The 16,338-nt window shown below is 30.7% G+C and carries 17 protein-coding genes and 3 pseudogenes; 19 read left to right on the top strand and 1 reads right to left on the bottom strand.

Going from position 1 to position 16,338, the window contains the following annotated elements:
• Positions 1-147 precede the first annotated feature (147 nt).
• From ACWJJ7_RS02565 to ACWJJ7_RS02635, 15 genes and pseudogenes are all read left to right on the top strand, one after another.
• On the top strand, positions 148-498 hold the full coding sequence (locus ACWJJ7_RS02565) for a hypothetical protein (RefSeq protein ID WP_462963797.1): 351 nt from the start codon (positions 148-150) through the stop codon (positions 496-498).
• 6 nt (positions 499-504) lie between these two features.
• Positions 505-741 carry a hypothetical protein gene (locus ACWJJ7_RS02570; protein ID WP_462963798.1) on the top strand — a complete coding sequence of 79 codons (237 nt, stop codon included), beginning with the start codon at positions 505-507 and terminating at the stop codon, positions 739-741.
• 4 nt (positions 742-745) lie between these two features.
• Positions 746-1,300 carry a class I SAM-dependent methyltransferase gene (locus ACWJJ7_RS02575; protein ID WP_462963799.1) on the top strand — a complete coding sequence of 185 codons (555 nt, stop codon included), beginning with the start codon at positions 746-748 and terminating at the stop codon, positions 1,298-1,300.
• A gap of 7 nt (positions 1,301-1,307) precedes the next feature.
• Complete coding sequence (locus ACWJJ7_RS02580) at positions 1,308-2,432, top strand: condensation domain-containing protein (RefSeq protein WP_462964927.1); 1,125 nt, start codon at positions 1,308-1,310, stop codon at positions 2,430-2,432.
• On the top strand, positions 2,395-2,601 hold the full coding sequence (locus tag ACWJJ7_RS02585; protein ID WP_462963800.1) for a hypothetical protein: 207 nt from the start codon (positions 2,395-2,397) through the stop codon (positions 2,599-2,601). Before ACWJJ7_RS02580 ends, ACWJJ7_RS02585 begins: the two co-directional genes overlap by 38 nt.
• 73 nt (positions 2,602-2,674) lie before the next feature.
• On the top strand, positions 2,675-3,229 hold the full coding sequence (locus ACWJJ7_RS02590; RefSeq protein WP_462963801.1) for a class I SAM-dependent methyltransferase: 555 nt from the start codon (positions 2,675-2,677) through the stop codon (positions 3,227-3,229).
• A gap of 487 nt (positions 3,230-3,716) precedes the next feature.
• Complete coding sequence (locus ACWJJ7_RS02595; protein WP_462963802.1) at positions 3,717-4,136, top strand: 4'-phosphopantetheinyl transferase family protein; 420 nt, start codon at positions 3,717-3,719, stop codon at positions 4,134-4,136.
• A gap of 35 nt (positions 4,137-4,171) precedes the next feature.
• Positions 4,172-4,462 (top strand): 4'-phosphopantetheinyl transferase family protein, encoded by a 291-nt coding sequence (locus tag ACWJJ7_RS02600; protein ID WP_462964928.1) that lies wholly within the window; start codon positions 4,172-4,174, stop codon positions 4,460-4,462.
• 106 nt (positions 4,463-4,568) lie between these two features.
• Positions 4,569-4,649, top strand: a pseudogene (locus tag ACWJJ7_RS02605) (thioesterase II family protein); the annotation flags it as partial.
• A 51-nt stretch (positions 4,650-4,700) separates the two neighbouring features.
• Positions 4,701-4,940, top strand: a complete 240-nt coding sequence (locus tag ACWJJ7_RS02610; protein ID WP_462963803.1) for a hypothetical protein — start codon at positions 4,701-4,703, stop codon at positions 4,938-4,940.
• Positions 4,941-4,971: 31 nt separating this feature from the next.
• Positions 4,972-5,391, top strand: a pseudogene (locus ACWJJ7_RS02615) (condensation domain-containing protein); the annotation flags it as partial.
• 5 nt (positions 5,392-5,396) lie between these two features.
• Positions 5,397-5,741, top strand: coding sequence for a sensor histidine kinase (locus ACWJJ7_RS02620; protein WP_462963804.1), 345 nt, complete (start codon positions 5,397-5,399; stop codon positions 5,739-5,741).
• A 209-nt stretch (positions 5,742-5,950) separates the two neighbouring features.
• Positions 5,951-6,268, top strand: coding sequence for a hypothetical protein (locus ACWJJ7_RS02625; RefSeq protein ID WP_462963805.1), 318 nt, complete (start codon positions 5,951-5,953; stop codon positions 6,266-6,268).
• Entirely contained in the window at positions 6,265-6,885 is a 621-nt protein-coding gene (locus ACWJJ7_RS02630) for a methyltransferase family protein (RefSeq protein ID WP_462963806.1), read from the top strand. The genes ACWJJ7_RS02625 and ACWJJ7_RS02630 overlap by 4 nt, the downstream gene beginning before the upstream one ends.
• Before the next feature lie 42 nt (positions 6,886-6,927).
• The gene (locus ACWJJ7_RS02635; protein WP_462963807.1) at positions 6,928-8,298 is read left to right on the top strand and encodes an alpha/beta fold hydrolase; all 1,371 of its coding nucleotides are present in this window, start codon (positions 6,928-6,930) and stop codon (positions 8,296-8,298) included.
• Positions 8,299-8,585: 287 nt separating this feature from the next.
• On the opposite strand, the pseudogene ACWJJ7_RS02640 reads toward ACWJJ7_RS02635, so the two are convergent.
• Positions 8,586-8,861 (bottom strand): annotated as a pseudogene (locus tag ACWJJ7_RS02640) (recombinase family protein); the annotation flags it as partial.
• 834 nt (positions 8,862-9,695) lie between these two features.
• On the opposite strand from ACWJJ7_RS02640, the gene fabD reads away from it, so the two are divergent.
• The 4 genes from fabD (at position 9,696) to ACWJJ7_RS02660 (ending at position 16,314) form a co-directional block, all read left to right on the top strand.
• Entirely contained in the window at positions 9,696-10,826 is a 1,131-nt protein-coding gene (gene fabD / locus ACWJJ7_RS02645; RefSeq protein WP_462963808.1) for an ACP S-malonyltransferase, read from the top strand.
• Positions 10,827-11,013: 187 nt separating this feature from the next.
• Positions 11,014-11,709 (top strand): thioesterase II family protein, encoded by a 696-nt coding sequence (locus ACWJJ7_RS02650; RefSeq protein WP_462963809.1) that lies wholly within the window; start codon positions 11,014-11,016, stop codon positions 11,707-11,709.
• An 833-nt stretch (positions 11,710-12,542) separates the two neighbouring features.
• Complete coding sequence (locus ACWJJ7_RS02655) at positions 12,543-15,941, top strand: condensation domain-containing protein (protein WP_462963810.1); 3,399 nt, start codon at positions 12,543-12,545, stop codon at positions 15,939-15,941.
• A gap of 52 nt (positions 15,942-15,993) precedes the next feature.
• Entirely contained in the window at positions 15,994-16,314 is a 321-nt protein-coding gene (locus tag ACWJJ7_RS02660) for a condensation domain-containing protein (RefSeq protein WP_462963811.1), read from the top strand.
• Positions 16,315-16,338: the final 24 nt, after the last annotated feature.

Below are 16,338 nucleotides of genomic sequence, written 5' to 3' on the forward strand. Positions count from 1 at the left end.
AAAATATTTACTCGTGATCACCCATGCAGTAAGGTATGCCGTATTGTTATACGGCCAAATCTCATGCTTACGATGAAAACTGTACCTATAGAGTTAGGGGTTGCGTTCATATTAATTCTTAGTGTGGTTTGAGCAACAATAATCCTTGTGATAACAATTCTAATTACAGCGATTATTGCCGCCTATACACGCACAAGAGAAAAAATAACCCCGTGGCTTGCTAAACTGCGAAGTCAATTTATTGTAACAATAGTATTAATACTTGTTAATTTTGCTTTTATAATGTACACCCAGTGGATGGCATATACATCATCTATACTTGGGGGAAATGGGAAACCATTAAAAGGTAGTATCGCTGAGCTTGAAAAAGTAAATCTGGGCGGCAGTGAGCAATGGATAACTATTCGAGGAAAAAATAGAAATAATCCAGAGTTGCTTTTTTTAGCTGGTGGACCCGGTGGAAGTCAATTAATGCTGTACCGCTTAAATCACTTATAGCTTGTTATGATAAACAAGGACATTTTACTTGATATAGCTAAGCTTTCAGAACTTATTGAAAAAGAAGGAATAAACCTGTTCTTTGTAACTACAGCTTTGTTTAATGCTCTAGCAGATGTAAATATAGGTTGTTTTCAAAATGTACGAAAGGTACTTTTCGGAGGCGAGCGGGTATCCGTGAAACATGTAACAAAAGCTTTTGAGTTTATGGGAGCAGGTATTAATAATATAAAGGTGGTGTAATAATATGTTTCAAGAACCTTCTACTCTAGAAGTATATATTAATAAGTTTGTTATAAAAACTTTTGCCAAGTCATACTATAAAAAATTTGTAGCTGTTATGGATTTAAAGGGCGATGAGAAAGTCCTAGACTATGGTTCTGGTGCAGGTGGAGTGTCTATGTATATAGCAGAAGAACTAAGTAAAGTAGGTGGATCGTTAACTTGCGTTGACATTTCTAAAAGATGGATTGAGTGTGTAAAGAAAAATCTTGCTGGATATAAGAATATTGACTATAAATTAGGATACATTGGAAATCTTGACATTTTGGATGATTCTTACGATTTAATAGCTATTCATTTTGTTCTACATGAAATACCCACTGTAGAACTAAGTGAGGTTGTAGTTAAGCTAGTCAGTAAGTTAAAAGTTGGTGGAAGAGTTTTAATGAGAGAACCAAACAATAATTCATTTAATGAGATAGTGAGTCTGCTTGAAAAAGTTGGATTAACAAAAAATTATACTAAAAGAATAAATGTTCCGACACAAGGGGACGTTTTTGAAGTAAGTCTTAAGAAGTAGCACTAGCATCACTTTTTATAACAATGGAACCTACACACAAGGAAAGCTAAAAAAGTATTCATATATAGAATTTATAAAAGAAAATAGAAAATATCAAGGATCAGATACATATATAAAAGATAAAATATTTTGGATGGAAAAATTAAAATATACTTCAGAAACTCTTTTTACTAAAGGCATAAAAAGTGATGGAGGAATAGTTAGTAATAGAGAAACGCTAGTTATAGAAAGAAAAGTATATGATGAAATAATTAAATTTTCTAAAAATAATAAATGTTCTGTATTTCGCTTTTTTCTTGGTGTATTAGCGGTTTATTTTGGAGAAGGTTGTAATAAAGAAGAGGTTATAATTGGAGTTCCCATATTAAATAGAACAAAATTTACTTCCTTACCGTTTAGAGTTCTTCTAATAAAAAATAATCTAAGGGAGTGGCACTTACTGTTACCATTTTCACATTTAGCGTTTGATGCTTTAAGTGAGGAAATAATAAAAAGTAAAATAATGGAATGTTATGAGAGTTTTATTAAAAATGTTAGAGTGGAAAATGAAGAGGTAAATAGATATGAGGATTATGTGAAACATGTAACTAGCGGGCCTTATAATATAACGGATCAACATTTATTTCAAGCACTAGAACTGGATAAAATGGATAAACCTATGGAGAAAATTTTAAGGAAGATTAGTGATTCTAATAGGAAGGTAGCTACTTTTATTGAATTTATAATTAAAAAGGACAAGCAAGGAAATATATCTATTATAAAAAATCCATGGCAGACATCTCTAATATTTCTATGTGACTTCTGCAATGAGTATTTTTGGGTAGACGAATCTCCTGTTTGGATTATAAACTATGGGAGACATTACGTAAGTGGTGATAATTTTGCAACTGTAGGTGAGTTTATTGACTTAGTGCCTGTAATGATTAAGACTAATGATTATAATATAGATTTGCTTGAGGAACATGTAAGACAAAAGATGTCTCTATTATCTTCAAAAAACATAAATATTTTTAATTTGGCATTTGACAATGATGCTCAAGAACAATATCCATGTTCGAGTAGCTTTTTAAAGAACAAAATTGAAAATATGACAATTGTATTTAATTTTCAAGGGGAATGTCAGAGAAATTAAGGAGGAACTTTTAAGTAAGTGGATTAATGTAAATGTAAAAAATGTTACGTTTACAGCTTGGCATACTCAAAATTCCATTGTAGTAAAGTTAATGCTTTCTTTTGAGGAAAACGTTGAAAAATTAAAGTCTATATTTGAATCAACCTATAAAAGAATTGTTGATACTTAGGATAAAACAGGATGAAGATGATATTTGTTTTTGATAGTTTTGGCAGATAATAATATAAAGGTGGTGTAATAATATGTTTCATGAGCCTAATAATTTAGAAGTATGTATTAATAAGTTTCTTATAAAAACCTTTGCGAGATCATATTATAAAAAATATGTAAATGAATTGAATTTAAAAGGGAATGAAAAAATCCTTGATTTTGGTTCTGGGGCAGGTGGACTAGCTATCTTTATGGCAAAAGCTCTTAATAGAGGTGGCGGTTGGCTAACTTGTGTTGATATTTCTAAAAAATGGATTGCGTGTGTAAAGAAAAATCTTGCTAGGTATAACAATATTGACTGTAAATTAGGCTACATTGGCGATCTTGATATTTTGGATAATTCATATGATATAATAAATTTCCATTTTGTTCTTCATGAAATACCCAATGAAGAACTAGGTGAGGTTGTAGTTAAACTAGTCAATAAGTTAAAAGTTGGTGGAATAGTTTTAGTGAGAGAACCGAACAATAATTCAAAGGAAGATATACTAAGAGCGCTCGATAAAGCTGGGTTAACAAAAATGTATGTTAAAGAAATAAATATTCCGACACAAGGTTACATCCTTGAAGCAAGATTGAAGAAGTAGTGTTTTAAATCCTCTTTTATATTTAGCTCCTTTACTTGCATGGTCATTTACATTGGCAAGCAATTCAACATTTTTGCTTCTAAATCTACCGTAAAATGAATCATCAACTATAATTGCATTAATGCGTTCTTTGTAAGCTAAATTTATTAAGCTTTTATTTATAATGGTTTTTGATAGGGTTAGCAAAAATGTTTGCCAGTTTATGTACATTGAATTAAAAAATCTATAGACTACATACTTACCAAATTTTTGTTAAGTATTTTCAGTTTGATAATTCATATATATGCTTTTCTCAGTATATACAAGTTGCAATAAATAACAAAAAATATCATGAACACATATGCCTTTTTTTTTATAGCAATTTGCTTTTTTCAAAGCACTAATAGCCTTAAATTGTTTAACAAAATTCATTATAGATTTCATAAAATCATTTTCATTTTAAGTATTTTGTGGTATATTGCAGTAGGAATAAGTTCTGTGAGGGAATATGTTTTATTCTGTAAATAAGTATAAAATATGTAATGAGGTGCTTTTGAAAATTTATGCTGTGAAAATTTTAGATATTAGCCAAGAAAAGTTAAATAAACTATATTTATTCATTCATTTAGAAAAAAGATGTAAAATTCAAAAGTTTATTAATAAAAAAGATAGGGTCCGAACATTAATTGGAGAAATATTAATAAGAACAATTATTGCTGAGAAATTGGATATTAGAAATAAATGTATATCATTTGACAAAGATCAATATGGGAAACCACACCTGAAAGAGTATCCCAAATTCAATTTTAACATATCTCATTCTGGAGATTTTGTGGTATGTGCTATTGATGATAAACCTATCGGAATTGATAACGAAGAGATAAAGTATATTGAATATAAAGGGATGGCTGAAAGTTTTTTTCAGTAGGTGAATTTGATTATATTGTTAAAAAGGATTTAAACATCGAATTAAATAAATTTTATGAAATATGGACGTTGAAAGAAAGCTATATTAAATGTTGTGGACAAGGTCTATCAATACCTTTAAAATCATTTTCTATTGATATAGATAAATATGAGAATATTAAAGTGATTATTGATAATGAACATAAGGAACATGTATTTAAGAGATTTGATATAGGTGCAGGTTATAAAATGGCTGTGTGTTCAGTAAATAAAGAGATTACAAATAACATAATAATGATAGATCAAAATAGTTTAATTAATAACTATTCCAGATTTGAACTAGAGTAAGGGGCGTTATACTAATGATATTATTTTGGTTACCATATGCAGGTGGTCATAAACCATATATTGTAAATGGAAAAATTACTTACATCCTTCAATTCAAGTAGTTCCAATAGAGTTAAAAGGAAGAGGTAAAAGATCTAATGAACTTTTCTATGAAAGTTTAGAAGAAGTAGTTGATGTTATATTTGAAAATATTAAAGAAAAAATAGTAAATGATGATTTTGCTATATATGGGCATAGCATGGGGAGTCTAGAAGATAAAATTCGGTGTGATGTTTCAATTTTAAATGGAAAACAAGATTCTATTAATTTGGAAGAGATATTAACTTGGAAAAATCACGTGTGTAGAGATTTCAAAGTTTATAATTTTGAGGGAAATCATTTTTTTATAAATAGTAATGTTAAAAGTATAACTAGCATTATAAATACTGCGTTGGTTGAAAATAATAATATAAAAAATGAGGTTTATTATGAAGTGTAATAAGAGATATTAACATAATTTAACTCACCCACAAAAAAGAATATGGGACATAGATAAGGTGAATTTAAGATCTCCGCTTCATAATATTGGTGGGTGTTTAATAATGAATAAGAGTATTGATGTGGATAGGCTGAAGGAAACCCTCAATATTATAGTGAAAGAAAATGAGGGACTAAGATTAAGGTTTGCAGAAAAAGATGGACAACCAGTTCAATATATTTATGACTTTGAAAAAGAAAACACAGATTTCTTAGATTTTAGTAGTTACCAAATGCCTAGAGTAGAGCAGCAAAAATGGTCAGAGAGCTTATTTAAAAGAAATTTTCAATTAGAAGATAACCAATTGTATTACTTTGCAATATATAAAATAAGTGAAAAGGAATATGGAGTACTGAATTTACTTGTGATTTTGACATACCTGAAAAAGAAATCTTTACTGAAATTGATATAAAGCGAATGGATAGAATGTTTCAAAATCTTGTCTCAAATACTGTGAAATACAATCTTAAAGGAACAAAAGTAATGATTAGCATATTTGAGAAAGATGCTGAAATGGTTATTATCTTCAAGGATAATGGGATAGGAATACCATCAGAACTTGCAAATGATATATTTAATCCATTTGTAAGAGTAGATAGTGCAAGAAATTCACAGACAGGTGGCACTGGACTAGGGCTTGCAATCGCTCTTAAAATCATTGTGGCACATGGCGGTAATATGAGGCTTAAAACAGAGGTCAATTGTGGGTGTGAGTTTATTATAAATATTCTGAAGATTACAGGACCAAAGGTGATAATCTAGAAGTGTAATCGAACAAAACAAAACACAAAAACACAGGAATCAATCCTTAAATTCTGCACCCTTTATAGTTAATTATACAGCTTCTAAGAAAATTATTTAAGGTGGATTTAAGATTAGAAGCATACTCAGTTAAGGATCTCTTGCTATAGTAATAGTAGGGCATACCAAATAGGTGAATATTCTAAAATAATAAAGGGAGGGTTAGAACCATGAGAATAAAAAATATATTTATTTATTTAATATTAACAGTAATGCTTTTAACTGTACTTACAGGGTGTAATTCCATTGACACAGTCCAAGTACTTAAAAGAGATCCGGGAATTATGGATGCATCCATAATTTATGACAAAACCTCAGTTAACGTGGATGTTATTCTTGAAAATGATTTTGACATTACAGATAAAATAGACCTTGGAGAGAAGTATGCTAAAATAGTTAAGGAAAGATATGGAAACAAAGATATTGATGTTAAAATCATTAAAAATAGAGAAAAAATAAGTAGCTATAGCATTAAACAAAGTAAATGAAGGTATTAAATTGGGCTTACTGTCATTATTATAATTGGTTTGGAGTTTTGTTTTTTGTAGTTCTGTATGGCATGGTGCTTTTATTTCTGCCTTTTTATAAAAAAGTTGATAAAAAACCTGCTGGTACATATTTAGCATTTGTTATAGCTTTTGCCATTGAAATGCATGGTATTCCCTTTAGTATGTATGTTGTCTCGTGGATAGTAGGAAAAAGTCTGCCGGAGGGTATTTTATGGGGGCATACATGGGTATCCTCAATTGGTTATTGGGGGATGTATATCAATATGGGCTGTGCTGTAATTGCTATGGTTCTTATTAAAAGCGGATGGCAAAATATATATAAAAAGTACTGGTCAAAGGAAACAGGAAATGGATCACTTGTAAAGAGCGGAGTATATAGGTACATTCGTCATCCTCAGTATGCCGGTCTGTTACTCTTATCCTTTGGAATGATGATTGAATGGGTAACCTTACCACTTCTTATACTGTATCCGATTATGATACGTGTGTATGTACGTCTTGCAAAAAAAGAGGAACAAGAGATGCTTGTGGAATTTGGAAATGAGTATAGAGAATATATGAAAGAAACAAAAATGTTCGTTCCGTTTATTGTTTAAAAGTTGAAATAATAGTTTTGATGAAGGAGAAGGGAGATTGGCATGAAATCTATATTAAAAAAAGAAACGACTATCAGCGGGGAGAAAACCTATTGGTTACTTAAACTACGTTTTCTATTACCGCTAATTACAGCAGTTATATTGCTTTTGTATGTTATTGTTATACGTCCATATCTTATGCCTACTATGAAAACTGTCCCAATAGAATTAGGATTTGGCATCATATTGATTCTATCTCTTGTGGTTGCAATAGCAACTTTTATTATCACCATTTTAATTACAGCAGTAATTGCTGTTTATACCCGTACAAAAGCAAAAATAATGACCTGGCTTTTGAAACTGCGCAAACAGCTTATTGTAATAGTAGCATTACTATTTGTAAATATTATTTCTATACTATGTAGCCAGTGGATGGCATACACTCCACCTATACTTTCAGATAAGGGGCAACCAGTAGTGGATAGTATTGCTGTCTTAGAAAAAGTAACGCTAGGTGACAGTGAGCAGTGGATAACTATCCGTGGGAAAAATAAGAATAATCCGGTACTACTTTTCCTAGCTGGTGGCCCAGGTGGAACGCAGCTAGCTGCAACTAGAGAACAATTAAAAAAGCTTGAAGATAACTATGTAGTTGTTAACTGGGATCAACCAGGGGCGGGTAAATCAATGAAGGCTATACCACTTAAATCAATTACCCCTGAACGATACATTTCCGATGGTCAAGAACTAACAAAGTATCTATGCCAAAGATTTAAACAGGAAAAAATATATGTACTTGGTGAATCGTGGGGAAGTGCATTAGGTATATTGCTTGTACAACGTTCCCCAGAACTATTTTCTGCTTTTATTGGTACCGGTCAGATGGTTGAATTCGTTAAAACCGATGTTGGTATGTATGAACTAGTGCTCAAGATAGCAAAAGAAAGGGGAGATACAAAACAAATTGAGAAAATAAAAAATCAAGGTCTTCCCCCATACTATGGTAAAGGAATGGTTTGGAAATTTGCTGCCCTCTCACAGTATTTGAGTAAATATATGACAAAAAACCCTGAGATTGAACGACCAGGATTTAATACACTAGGCGAAATTGGAGGTACTGAATATGGTTTGTACGATAAAGTAAATTGGATTCTTGGTACGATTACTACCTTTAATCATGTCTATCCACAGTTATATAATGTAGATCTACATAAGCAAGCTATAAAATTAGATGTTCCAGTTTACTTTATGGAAGGTCGCTACGATGTCAACGCATCACCAGCACTGGCTGAGGAGTATTTTAATGCAATAAAAGCGCCTCATAAAGAGTTTATATGGTTTGAACACTCAGGACACACTCCATGGAAGAACGAACCAGACAAGTTTGTTGACCTTATGGTAAATGTGGTACTTAAGGGCGGGAAGATAAAGTAGCATGAAAGCAGAAGGTTTTAAATATGACCTTCTGCTTTTTATGGTATATTAATATATTTAAGAATGTTATTGATATTTCTATACTAGGGATATGGACACATAGCCATCAAGCTAAGCCAGATTGAATGCTAGTAAGTCATCATTAAATACTACATTTTATCAATTATTTTTCTTTTAGGGGTATGGCACTGATTCTTGTAAAAAACCACAGTACGAGTAAAATATTTACATTTGAGCTGCATATATATCTTAAACTTGATATATGTATTTTCAAATTTACAATTAATCTATATTTTCTTTCTACCTTTGTACTTACCCTGAGATTTTGCTATTGCTATCCCTTCAGCTTGTCTTTGTTTTATCTTTTTAAGCTCCTGCTCCGCAATATAAGAAAGAAGGCTTAGAAATTGATCTTCCATTAGTTTAACTATATCACCCATAGACTTGAATTTTCTGCTATCAAACAAAATTTCATTATCTAAACATATTATATTGGTATTAACTATTCTAGTTATATACTTCCATTCAGTTATAATATCATCATAATTTCTTCCAAGCCTATCTAAAGAGTTAACATAATTGCAAACTTAAACCTGGAGAGCCTTGTGATTGTTATCGAAAGTTTACTGATCCCAGTGCTAGCTGGGGTTGGGATAGCTTTTACGAACACTATTACTATGGTCATACTTATCACGGACTTTCTTGTACTATAATTGCTAACCCATCAATAGATTAACGAAAATCCGTAGCACCACAAGCAAGATAAACATTATTGACAAGGCCTAATATCTTTTGATTTACACCACATTTGCGCTGTTTGTCCCACTGGATTTAAAGTCAGTCACTCGTTGTCCCCCAATATAGCTAACTTTAGTTCTTGACATAACAATAACCTCATTGCTTTGAGGTTATTGTTATAAGAAAAATATGATAATTTAGTTAGTGTTTGGCATTTACATAACATTAATATGACGTTAACTTGACATTAACTAACAACAGATGCTAAAATAGGAAACAAGAACTGCTATTACTACATATTTAATACATTATTTTTGCTTTATATCTAAGTTAATTAAATAATGCATTAAAAGTAATATTAAGTAGGTTATCTAAAATAGTTGCTGTAAAGTTCATATTTCTGTTAATGCTTTTACAATTTTAAAATTTGTTGTTTAAAATAACTTTTTTAACTTTGTATTCATAATTTTTACTTCTTTATATTTAATGTATATATTTCATTATTGGATACAGAGAGAATTATAAAATTACTTTTGAACGATTAAAAAATTTTATGTATTTAAAAAATAATTAAATGTTAATTTATTGAAGTTATAGAAAAAGAAGACGATGAATCATTATTTCATAATGAAAATACAAAATGATAAGGGGTGGAATACATGAAACTTGCATTATTATTTCCAGGTCAAGGGTCCCAATATATTGGAATGGGAAAAACATTATATGATCAATATGAAATCGTTAAAAAGACTTTTCAAGAAGCAAACGATGCTTTAAATTACGATATTCAGAAGTTGTGTTTTGAAGGTAGTTTAGAAGAATTAAGCAAAACTGAGAATTGTCAGCCAGCTATTTTAGCAACAAGTGTCGCAGCATTCAGGGTCTATATGCAGGAAATAGGTATTGAACCATCTATTTTAGTAGGGCATAGTTTAGGTGAATACTCTGCTTTAGTATGTTCAGGAAGTATGGATTTCGCAGATGCTTTAAAGATAGTCCGACAGAGAGGGCTATTTATGCAAGAAACAGTCCCAGTTGGTATTGGATCAATGACTGCTGTGAGTAATGTTGGATTGAGTATTATTGAACAAGAGTGTGAAAATTATATGAAATCTCATAATAAAATTGTAAGTGTTTCTAATTATAATGCACCAGACCAAATTATTATTTCAGGACATAAAATATCAGTTGAAGAACTATCCCTGAAACTTATTGGACTAGGTGCAAAAATTATGTCTATTAAAGTGAGTGCTCCGTTCCATTGCTCATTAATGCAACCAACAGCAAACAATCTAAATCACGAATTACAAAAATATATATATAAGGATTTTAAATATCCGATTTTATCAAATGTAGACGCACTGCCATATAAATCAAAAGATGTAATAGTTGAAAATCTAGTAACGCAAGTAGTTAAGCCAGTTAGATGGATTGACTCAATGTTATATTTAAAAAATGATGGGATAGAAATTGCTATAGAAATGGGATCCACAGGTGTTCTGAAAAAATTAATGATGAAAAATGTAAAAGAGATTACCGTTTATAGCCCTAAAATTAAAGAAGATTTTACATATGTAAAAAATGAACTTTTAAGTATGCAAAAGCTGCAAAACAGCAACATTGGCCTTTTAACATTAATAACTAGATGCTTAGCGATAGTTGTGTGTACTAAAAATAGTAACTGGGATAACGATGAGTATCAGAAAGGTGTTATAGAACCTTATAGAAAAATAAAGCACTTGCTGGTGGAGCTGGGAGAATTCTCTAGAACCTACATTGGGACAAGCTGAAGAAGCATTAAATATGCTTATATCAGTATTTAGAACTAAACGAACCCCGATTGATGAACAAAATGATAGGTTTAATAAAATATTTAATGAGACGAGCACAAGAAACTGGTTTCCTAACTTAATAATTTCATAATAATGATTTATGAAGTAGTTATAAAGTTTAAAAATATTGGTGTTGGAGGTTATTTTGGAAAAAATAAAATTATTTTGTATACCATATGCAGGTGGAACTGCAACAATGTATAATCAATGGAAAAAGCATGTTAAAGGTAATATTGAAATATGTCCAATTGAATTACCAGGCAGAGGAAACAGATTTATCGAACCATTATGTACTAATATGGAACAAATGGTAAATGATATATTTTATAAAATAAAAGACCTCATAAATAACCAGCCATATGCATTTTTTGGATATAGTATGGGTTGTATGATTGCTTATGAGGTAATACGTAAAATTGAAAAGGAGGGATATGCACCGCCCGTGCATGCATTCTTTGCAGCAAGGCAGGCCCCACATGTAATTAGTACTGAAAAGATTTTACACAATCTTGAACAAGATGAATTTACAAGCGAGATCTTTAAATTAGGGGGTACTCCAAAAGAAATTTTTGAAAATGAAGAACTGAGGAGCATATTTGTTGAAATATTAAAAGCTGATTATCAAGTAGTAGAAACATATAAACATGATGTAAAAGACAATATGATTAATTGCGATATTTCAGCCCTTTATGGTATTGAAGACTGTTATACATATGAAGAAATGAAAGAATGGTCGAAGCTTACTGATATGAATTCTAGTTTTTTCAAATTTGATGGAGGACACTTTTTTATAAATGATAAATTAAATGATGTAATAGATATAGTTAACTCTACACTATAGAATAATAATCTTAACTCAACTATCGCACGACAAAAACACTAGCCTTTCCTTTAGAAACTTATGCAATGACCCTATAAAGTAGGTTAAAAATGAGCTTATTTGTTCCTTTGCCAACGAAAGGTTTTCGTGTAATGCATTCTTAAGTAATTCTAAAATAACTTGAATGGCTTCAAAACATTGTATATCTTGAAGTTCATCGCAGCAATTAATAAGCCACCTATAGTACGTAAATTTTCATTGTTACGACTTTGTGTAGATAACATAATATACCGAGTAGATACAATAGTAGTATGTACAACCATTGAATCATAAGAACGTCCTTGAAACTCCTTTGAAAGATTCAAAAATGATTTGTTCATTTTAAAAAAGACTTCTATATCCTAGCGTTTTCCATAAATTCTTATGATTTCTTCATCGCTTAGTGTAATATCTGTTGAAATTAGTGTTAGCCAGTTTTTGATATATTTCTATTTTTAACAAATAATATTTTTGCGTTTATAGGCGCTTCTTTTGAAAAATTTGATTACTTTGAAAGCTCATTAATTTTATTTTTCTTAAAAAAACTAACAATTGTAGATTTAAACTGTTTTTCAGCATCATTTTTTGTTATTGTATTCATGAAAATCATCCCATTTGTTTTTTGTTTGTGGTGATTCAATTATATAAAATAAGGGAATGTTCTTCTGTTTTTTTATCTATAAATACTGAAATCACAAGTTGCCGACTAATTAATTCATGTGCGAAAGTTGAGATCTTAATAAATTTTAGATAGATAAATAATTCATATGAAATTATGCTTAAGGTACTAATATAATAATTTGGAGGTATGGTGAATGAAAATGATGATATACAATAATTTGGTTGAAGCAATAAAAGATGCAAGTAAAGTGAAGGATCGAGGGGTATATTTCATAAATCATGAAGACGGGGATACATTTGTTTCATATGATGAGTTATATAAAAAAGCTTTGAGTGTTTTATATTATCTAAAGTCAATAGGAATACAACGTGGAGAGGAATTAATATTACAAATAGAAGACAATGAGCAATATTTATACATATTTTGGGCTTGCATCTTAGGTGGAATAATAGTGGTGCCCACTGTAGTTGCTAGTAATGACGAACATAAACTTATGCTTTTTAGGATATGGGGTATTTTGAAAAGGCCAAACCTAGTAATTGATTCAAACCTGATTTTTGGTTTGGACAAATTTTACAATGACAACCTGAAAAATGAACTCGATTACAAACACATGAAACAGAAGACGACATATACAGAAGACATTTTCAATAAAGTTACAGATATATTAACAACTAATGGTATTGTTAATATACCAAAACAAAATGATATTGCTTATGTACAATTTTCTTCGGGATCTACAGGAGAACCCAAAGGAGTCACACTAACCCATGAAAATTTAATGACCACTCTTACTGCTATGATAAAATGTGCTGGAATCAATAAAAATGATTCGTTTTTATCTTGGATGCCGTTAACGCATGATATGGGTATTATCGGTTATCACCTAATACCTGTTGTACATCATTTAAATCATTATTTTATGCCAACTAGTTTGTTTCTTAAAAATCCTACTTTATGGATGGAAAAGGTAAATGAATACAAGGCTACATTTCTTTGCTCCCCCAATTTTGGGTATACATTAGTTTTATCTCATTTTTCACCTGAGATTGCACAGGAATGGGATTTGTCCCATGTACGTTTAATTGTTAACGGTGCCGAGGCTATTTCATATGAGTTATGCAACAAGTTTTTAAATGTTATGGGAGAGTATGGACTTAAAAGGAATAGTATGTTTGCAGTATATGGATTGGCGGAAGCTAGCTTAGGGGTAGCATTTCAAAAATTAGGTGAGGAGTTCAAAACAGTATTTGTTGATCGCGACTACTTAGGCATAGGAGAACATGTTAGGGAAATTGATAAAAATTATGACAATGCAGTAGGGTTCGTAGAGGAGGGATATGCTATTGATTTTTGTGAATTAAGGATTTGTGATATTGAAGGTCAAGTATTAGGAGAACAGGTAATTGGTGAGATTCATATTAAGGGGATGAATGTTACATCAGGTTATTATAATAATCCTAAAGCAACTGAAAAATGTATAACAAAAGATAAATGGCTAAAAACAGGTGATCTCGGATTTGTAATAAATGGTAGTTTGGTTGTAACAGGAAGATTAAAAGATATTATAATCATTAATGGTCAGAATTTTCATTCAATTGATATAGAACATATTTTGGAAGATTTTAAAGAAATTGGAGAGGGGAAGGTAGTAGCTACTAATATTTTCAATATAGATACACAAGTAGAGGAACTCATAATATTCGTTATGTTTAATAAGACGCAACAAGAGTTCTTATCATTAGCTTCAAAAATAAAACTATATTTAAGACAAAGAATTGGAATTTTTGTTAATCACGTTGTACCTGTTAAAAGAATACCTAAAACTACAAGTGGAAAGATACAAAGGTTTAAGCTTGCTAGTATGTTTGAGGGAGGAATGTTTCCAACAACTAATAGTTTACTGGAAATAAATAGAGAGGAAATTGCCGCTACAAGGGAACTAAACTTTATAGGCAGTGAGACTGAATTAATTGTTACTGATATTTGCCATAAAATTTTACGAATTAATACAATTGAGGTTTCTGATAACTTTTATGAATTTGGAATGAACTCGCTAAATATAACTTCACTAGTATCCACCATACATGAAATTTTCAATGTGCAAATACCGCTTGTAGAAATGTTTAAGTTATCTACAATAAAGGATTTAGCGGAGTATATAACTAAATGTCAGGGTGAAGATATATATTCTTCTATAGAAATCATTACTGATAAAACCTGCTATCCTAAAGGATTATACGAGACTTCAGCAGCTCAGAGAAGAATATATGTAGTTGATCAGATATCCAATGACAGACTAGGGAACAACGTTGGTTATAATATGCCTGAGGCGATTCTTATTGAAGGTAAGTTAGATATTGAGAGGTATAATAGTGCATTTAACATATTAATAAATAGACATGAATCGTTAAGGACATCCTTTGAAATCCATAACGGTGAACATGTACAAAAAATTCATGAAGCGATTCCTTTCAAAGTAGGTTATTTTGATACTTCTGAAGACAAAATAAGCGAGCTTATGGATAGCTTTATAAAACCTTTTATGCTTGATACGCCTCCACTTATTAGAGCATCGCTTGCCAAGATTGGAATAAATAAGCACGTACTAATGGTTGATATGCATCATATTATATCTGACGGTTGGTCTTTAATGGTACTACTTGGAGAACTTATTATGCTACTTCAAGATATTGATCTACCGGAATTAAGAATTCAATATAAAGATTTTGCTGCGTGGCAGAATAAACTCTTTGAGTCAGATATCATGCAAGAAAAAGAAAAATTTTGGATTAGTAAATTTCCAGAAGAGGAAAGTAAACTGATACCAATATTGAACATTCCAACTGACTTCAAAAGACCTACAAAAAACAACTTTAAGGGGGATAGAGTAGTGGTTACGACCACTAGTGAAAAAATTGATCAACTTAATAAAGTTGTATTGGATACCAAAAGTACACTACATATAGTTATGCTAACAGCATATTATGTACTCCTTTCAAAATATTCTGGTCAAGAAGACATTATAGTAGGTTCTCCTTCAGCAGGAAGACCCCACAGGGATTTACAAAATATCATAGGGATGTTTGTAAATATGCTTGTTAATAGAAATAAACCTAAACATGATATGACGTTTAGGCAGTTGCTTTATGAGGTTAAAGAGAATTGTTTTAACGCTTATCAAAATCAAGAATACCAGTTTGATGAATTGGTAAATAAGCTAAAGCTTAAGAGAGATATGAGTAGAAACCCTTTATTTGATTATGTATTTGCAGTACAAAATTTTGATACACAAGTTCTAGATAATAGTAAATTCAGATTAGCTCCTTATGATTTCGATTATAAAATTTCAAGGTTTGATATGTTTCTTTCAATAATGAAGATAGGTGATTCGGTAAGATTTATGCTTGAGTATTCAACTGAGCTATTTAAAAGATCTACAGCTGAAAAAATGATGGACCATTATATGGAGATTTTAAATCAAATAAATGAAAGTATTGATATCAAGTTAGAAGATATTGTTTTAAGTAACAGTCTGTCGGTAGCTAAAAATAGTATATTACAATCCCATGGAGATGATTTCTGCTTCTAAACTTTTAAGATTTGATTGAAGTTTTGGAGAAAACACTGGTACAGTAAAAACATTGATTGATTTTAATCAAGAGCCTGAAATAAGTTTTAATTACTTGGGGCAGTTTGATGAGGATATAAAAACAGAGATGTTTAAAATGTCTGAATATTCTACAGGGAATTCTGTGAGTCCTGAGGTAGAAAGAACATGTACCTTTGATATAAATGGCCTTGTAAAGGACAATAAGTTATCTTTAACATTAGATTACAATAAAAACCAATACATTGAAGAAACAGTGTTAGGGCTAATTCAAAACTATAAAAATAATATTTTGAGTATAATAAATCATCGCATAAATAAAGAAAGCACAGAGATTACACCTACTGACTTCTAATATAATAGTCTTTCTATAGAATAT

This window comes from Clostridium sp. CM042, assembly GCF_055080995.1.

Excerpts from the sequence above, each read along its gene's own strand:
- ACWJJ7_RS02590 (WP_462963801.1), top strand. The coding sequence starts at position 2,675 with ATGTTTCATGAGCCTAATAATTTAGAAGTATGTATTAATAAGTTTCTT.
- ACWJJ7_RS02575 (WP_462963799.1), top strand. The coding sequence starts at position 746 with ATGTTTCAAGAACCTTCTACTCTAGAAGTATATATTAATAAGTTTGTT.
- ACWJJ7_RS02620 (WP_462963804.1), top strand. The coding sequence starts at position 5,397 with ATGGATAGAATGTTTCAAAATCTTGTCTCAAATACTGTGAAATACAAT.
- ACWJJ7_RS02570 (WP_462963798.1), top strand. The coding sequence starts at position 505 with ATGATAAACAAGGACATTTTACTTGATATAGCTAAGCTTTCAGAACTT.
- fabD (WP_462963808.1), top strand. The coding sequence starts at position 9,696 with ATGAAACTTGCATTATTATTTCCAGGTCAAGGGTCCCAATATATTGGA.
- ACWJJ7_RS02625 (WP_462963805.1), top strand. The coding sequence starts at position 5,951 with ATGAGAATAAAAAATATATTTATTTATTTAATATTAACAGTAATGCTT.
- ACWJJ7_RS02595 (WP_462963802.1), top strand. The coding sequence starts at position 3,717 with ATGTTTTATTCTGTAAATAAGTATAAAATATGTAATGAGGTGCTTTTG.
- ACWJJ7_RS02655 (WP_462963810.1), top strand. The coding sequence starts at position 12,543 with ATGAAAATGATGATATACAATAATTTGGTTGAAGCAATAAAAGATGCA.
- ACWJJ7_RS02630 (WP_462963806.1), top strand. The coding sequence starts at position 6,265 with ATGAAGGTATTAAATTGGGCTTACTGTCATTATTATAATTGGTTTGGA.
- ACWJJ7_RS02610 (WP_462963803.1), top strand. The coding sequence starts at position 4,701 with ATGGGGAGTCTAGAAGATAAAATTCGGTGTGATGTTTCAATTTTAAAT.
- ACWJJ7_RS02635 (WP_462963807.1), top strand. The coding sequence starts at position 6,928 with ATGAAATCTATATTAAAAAAAGAAACGACTATCAGCGGGGAGAAAACC.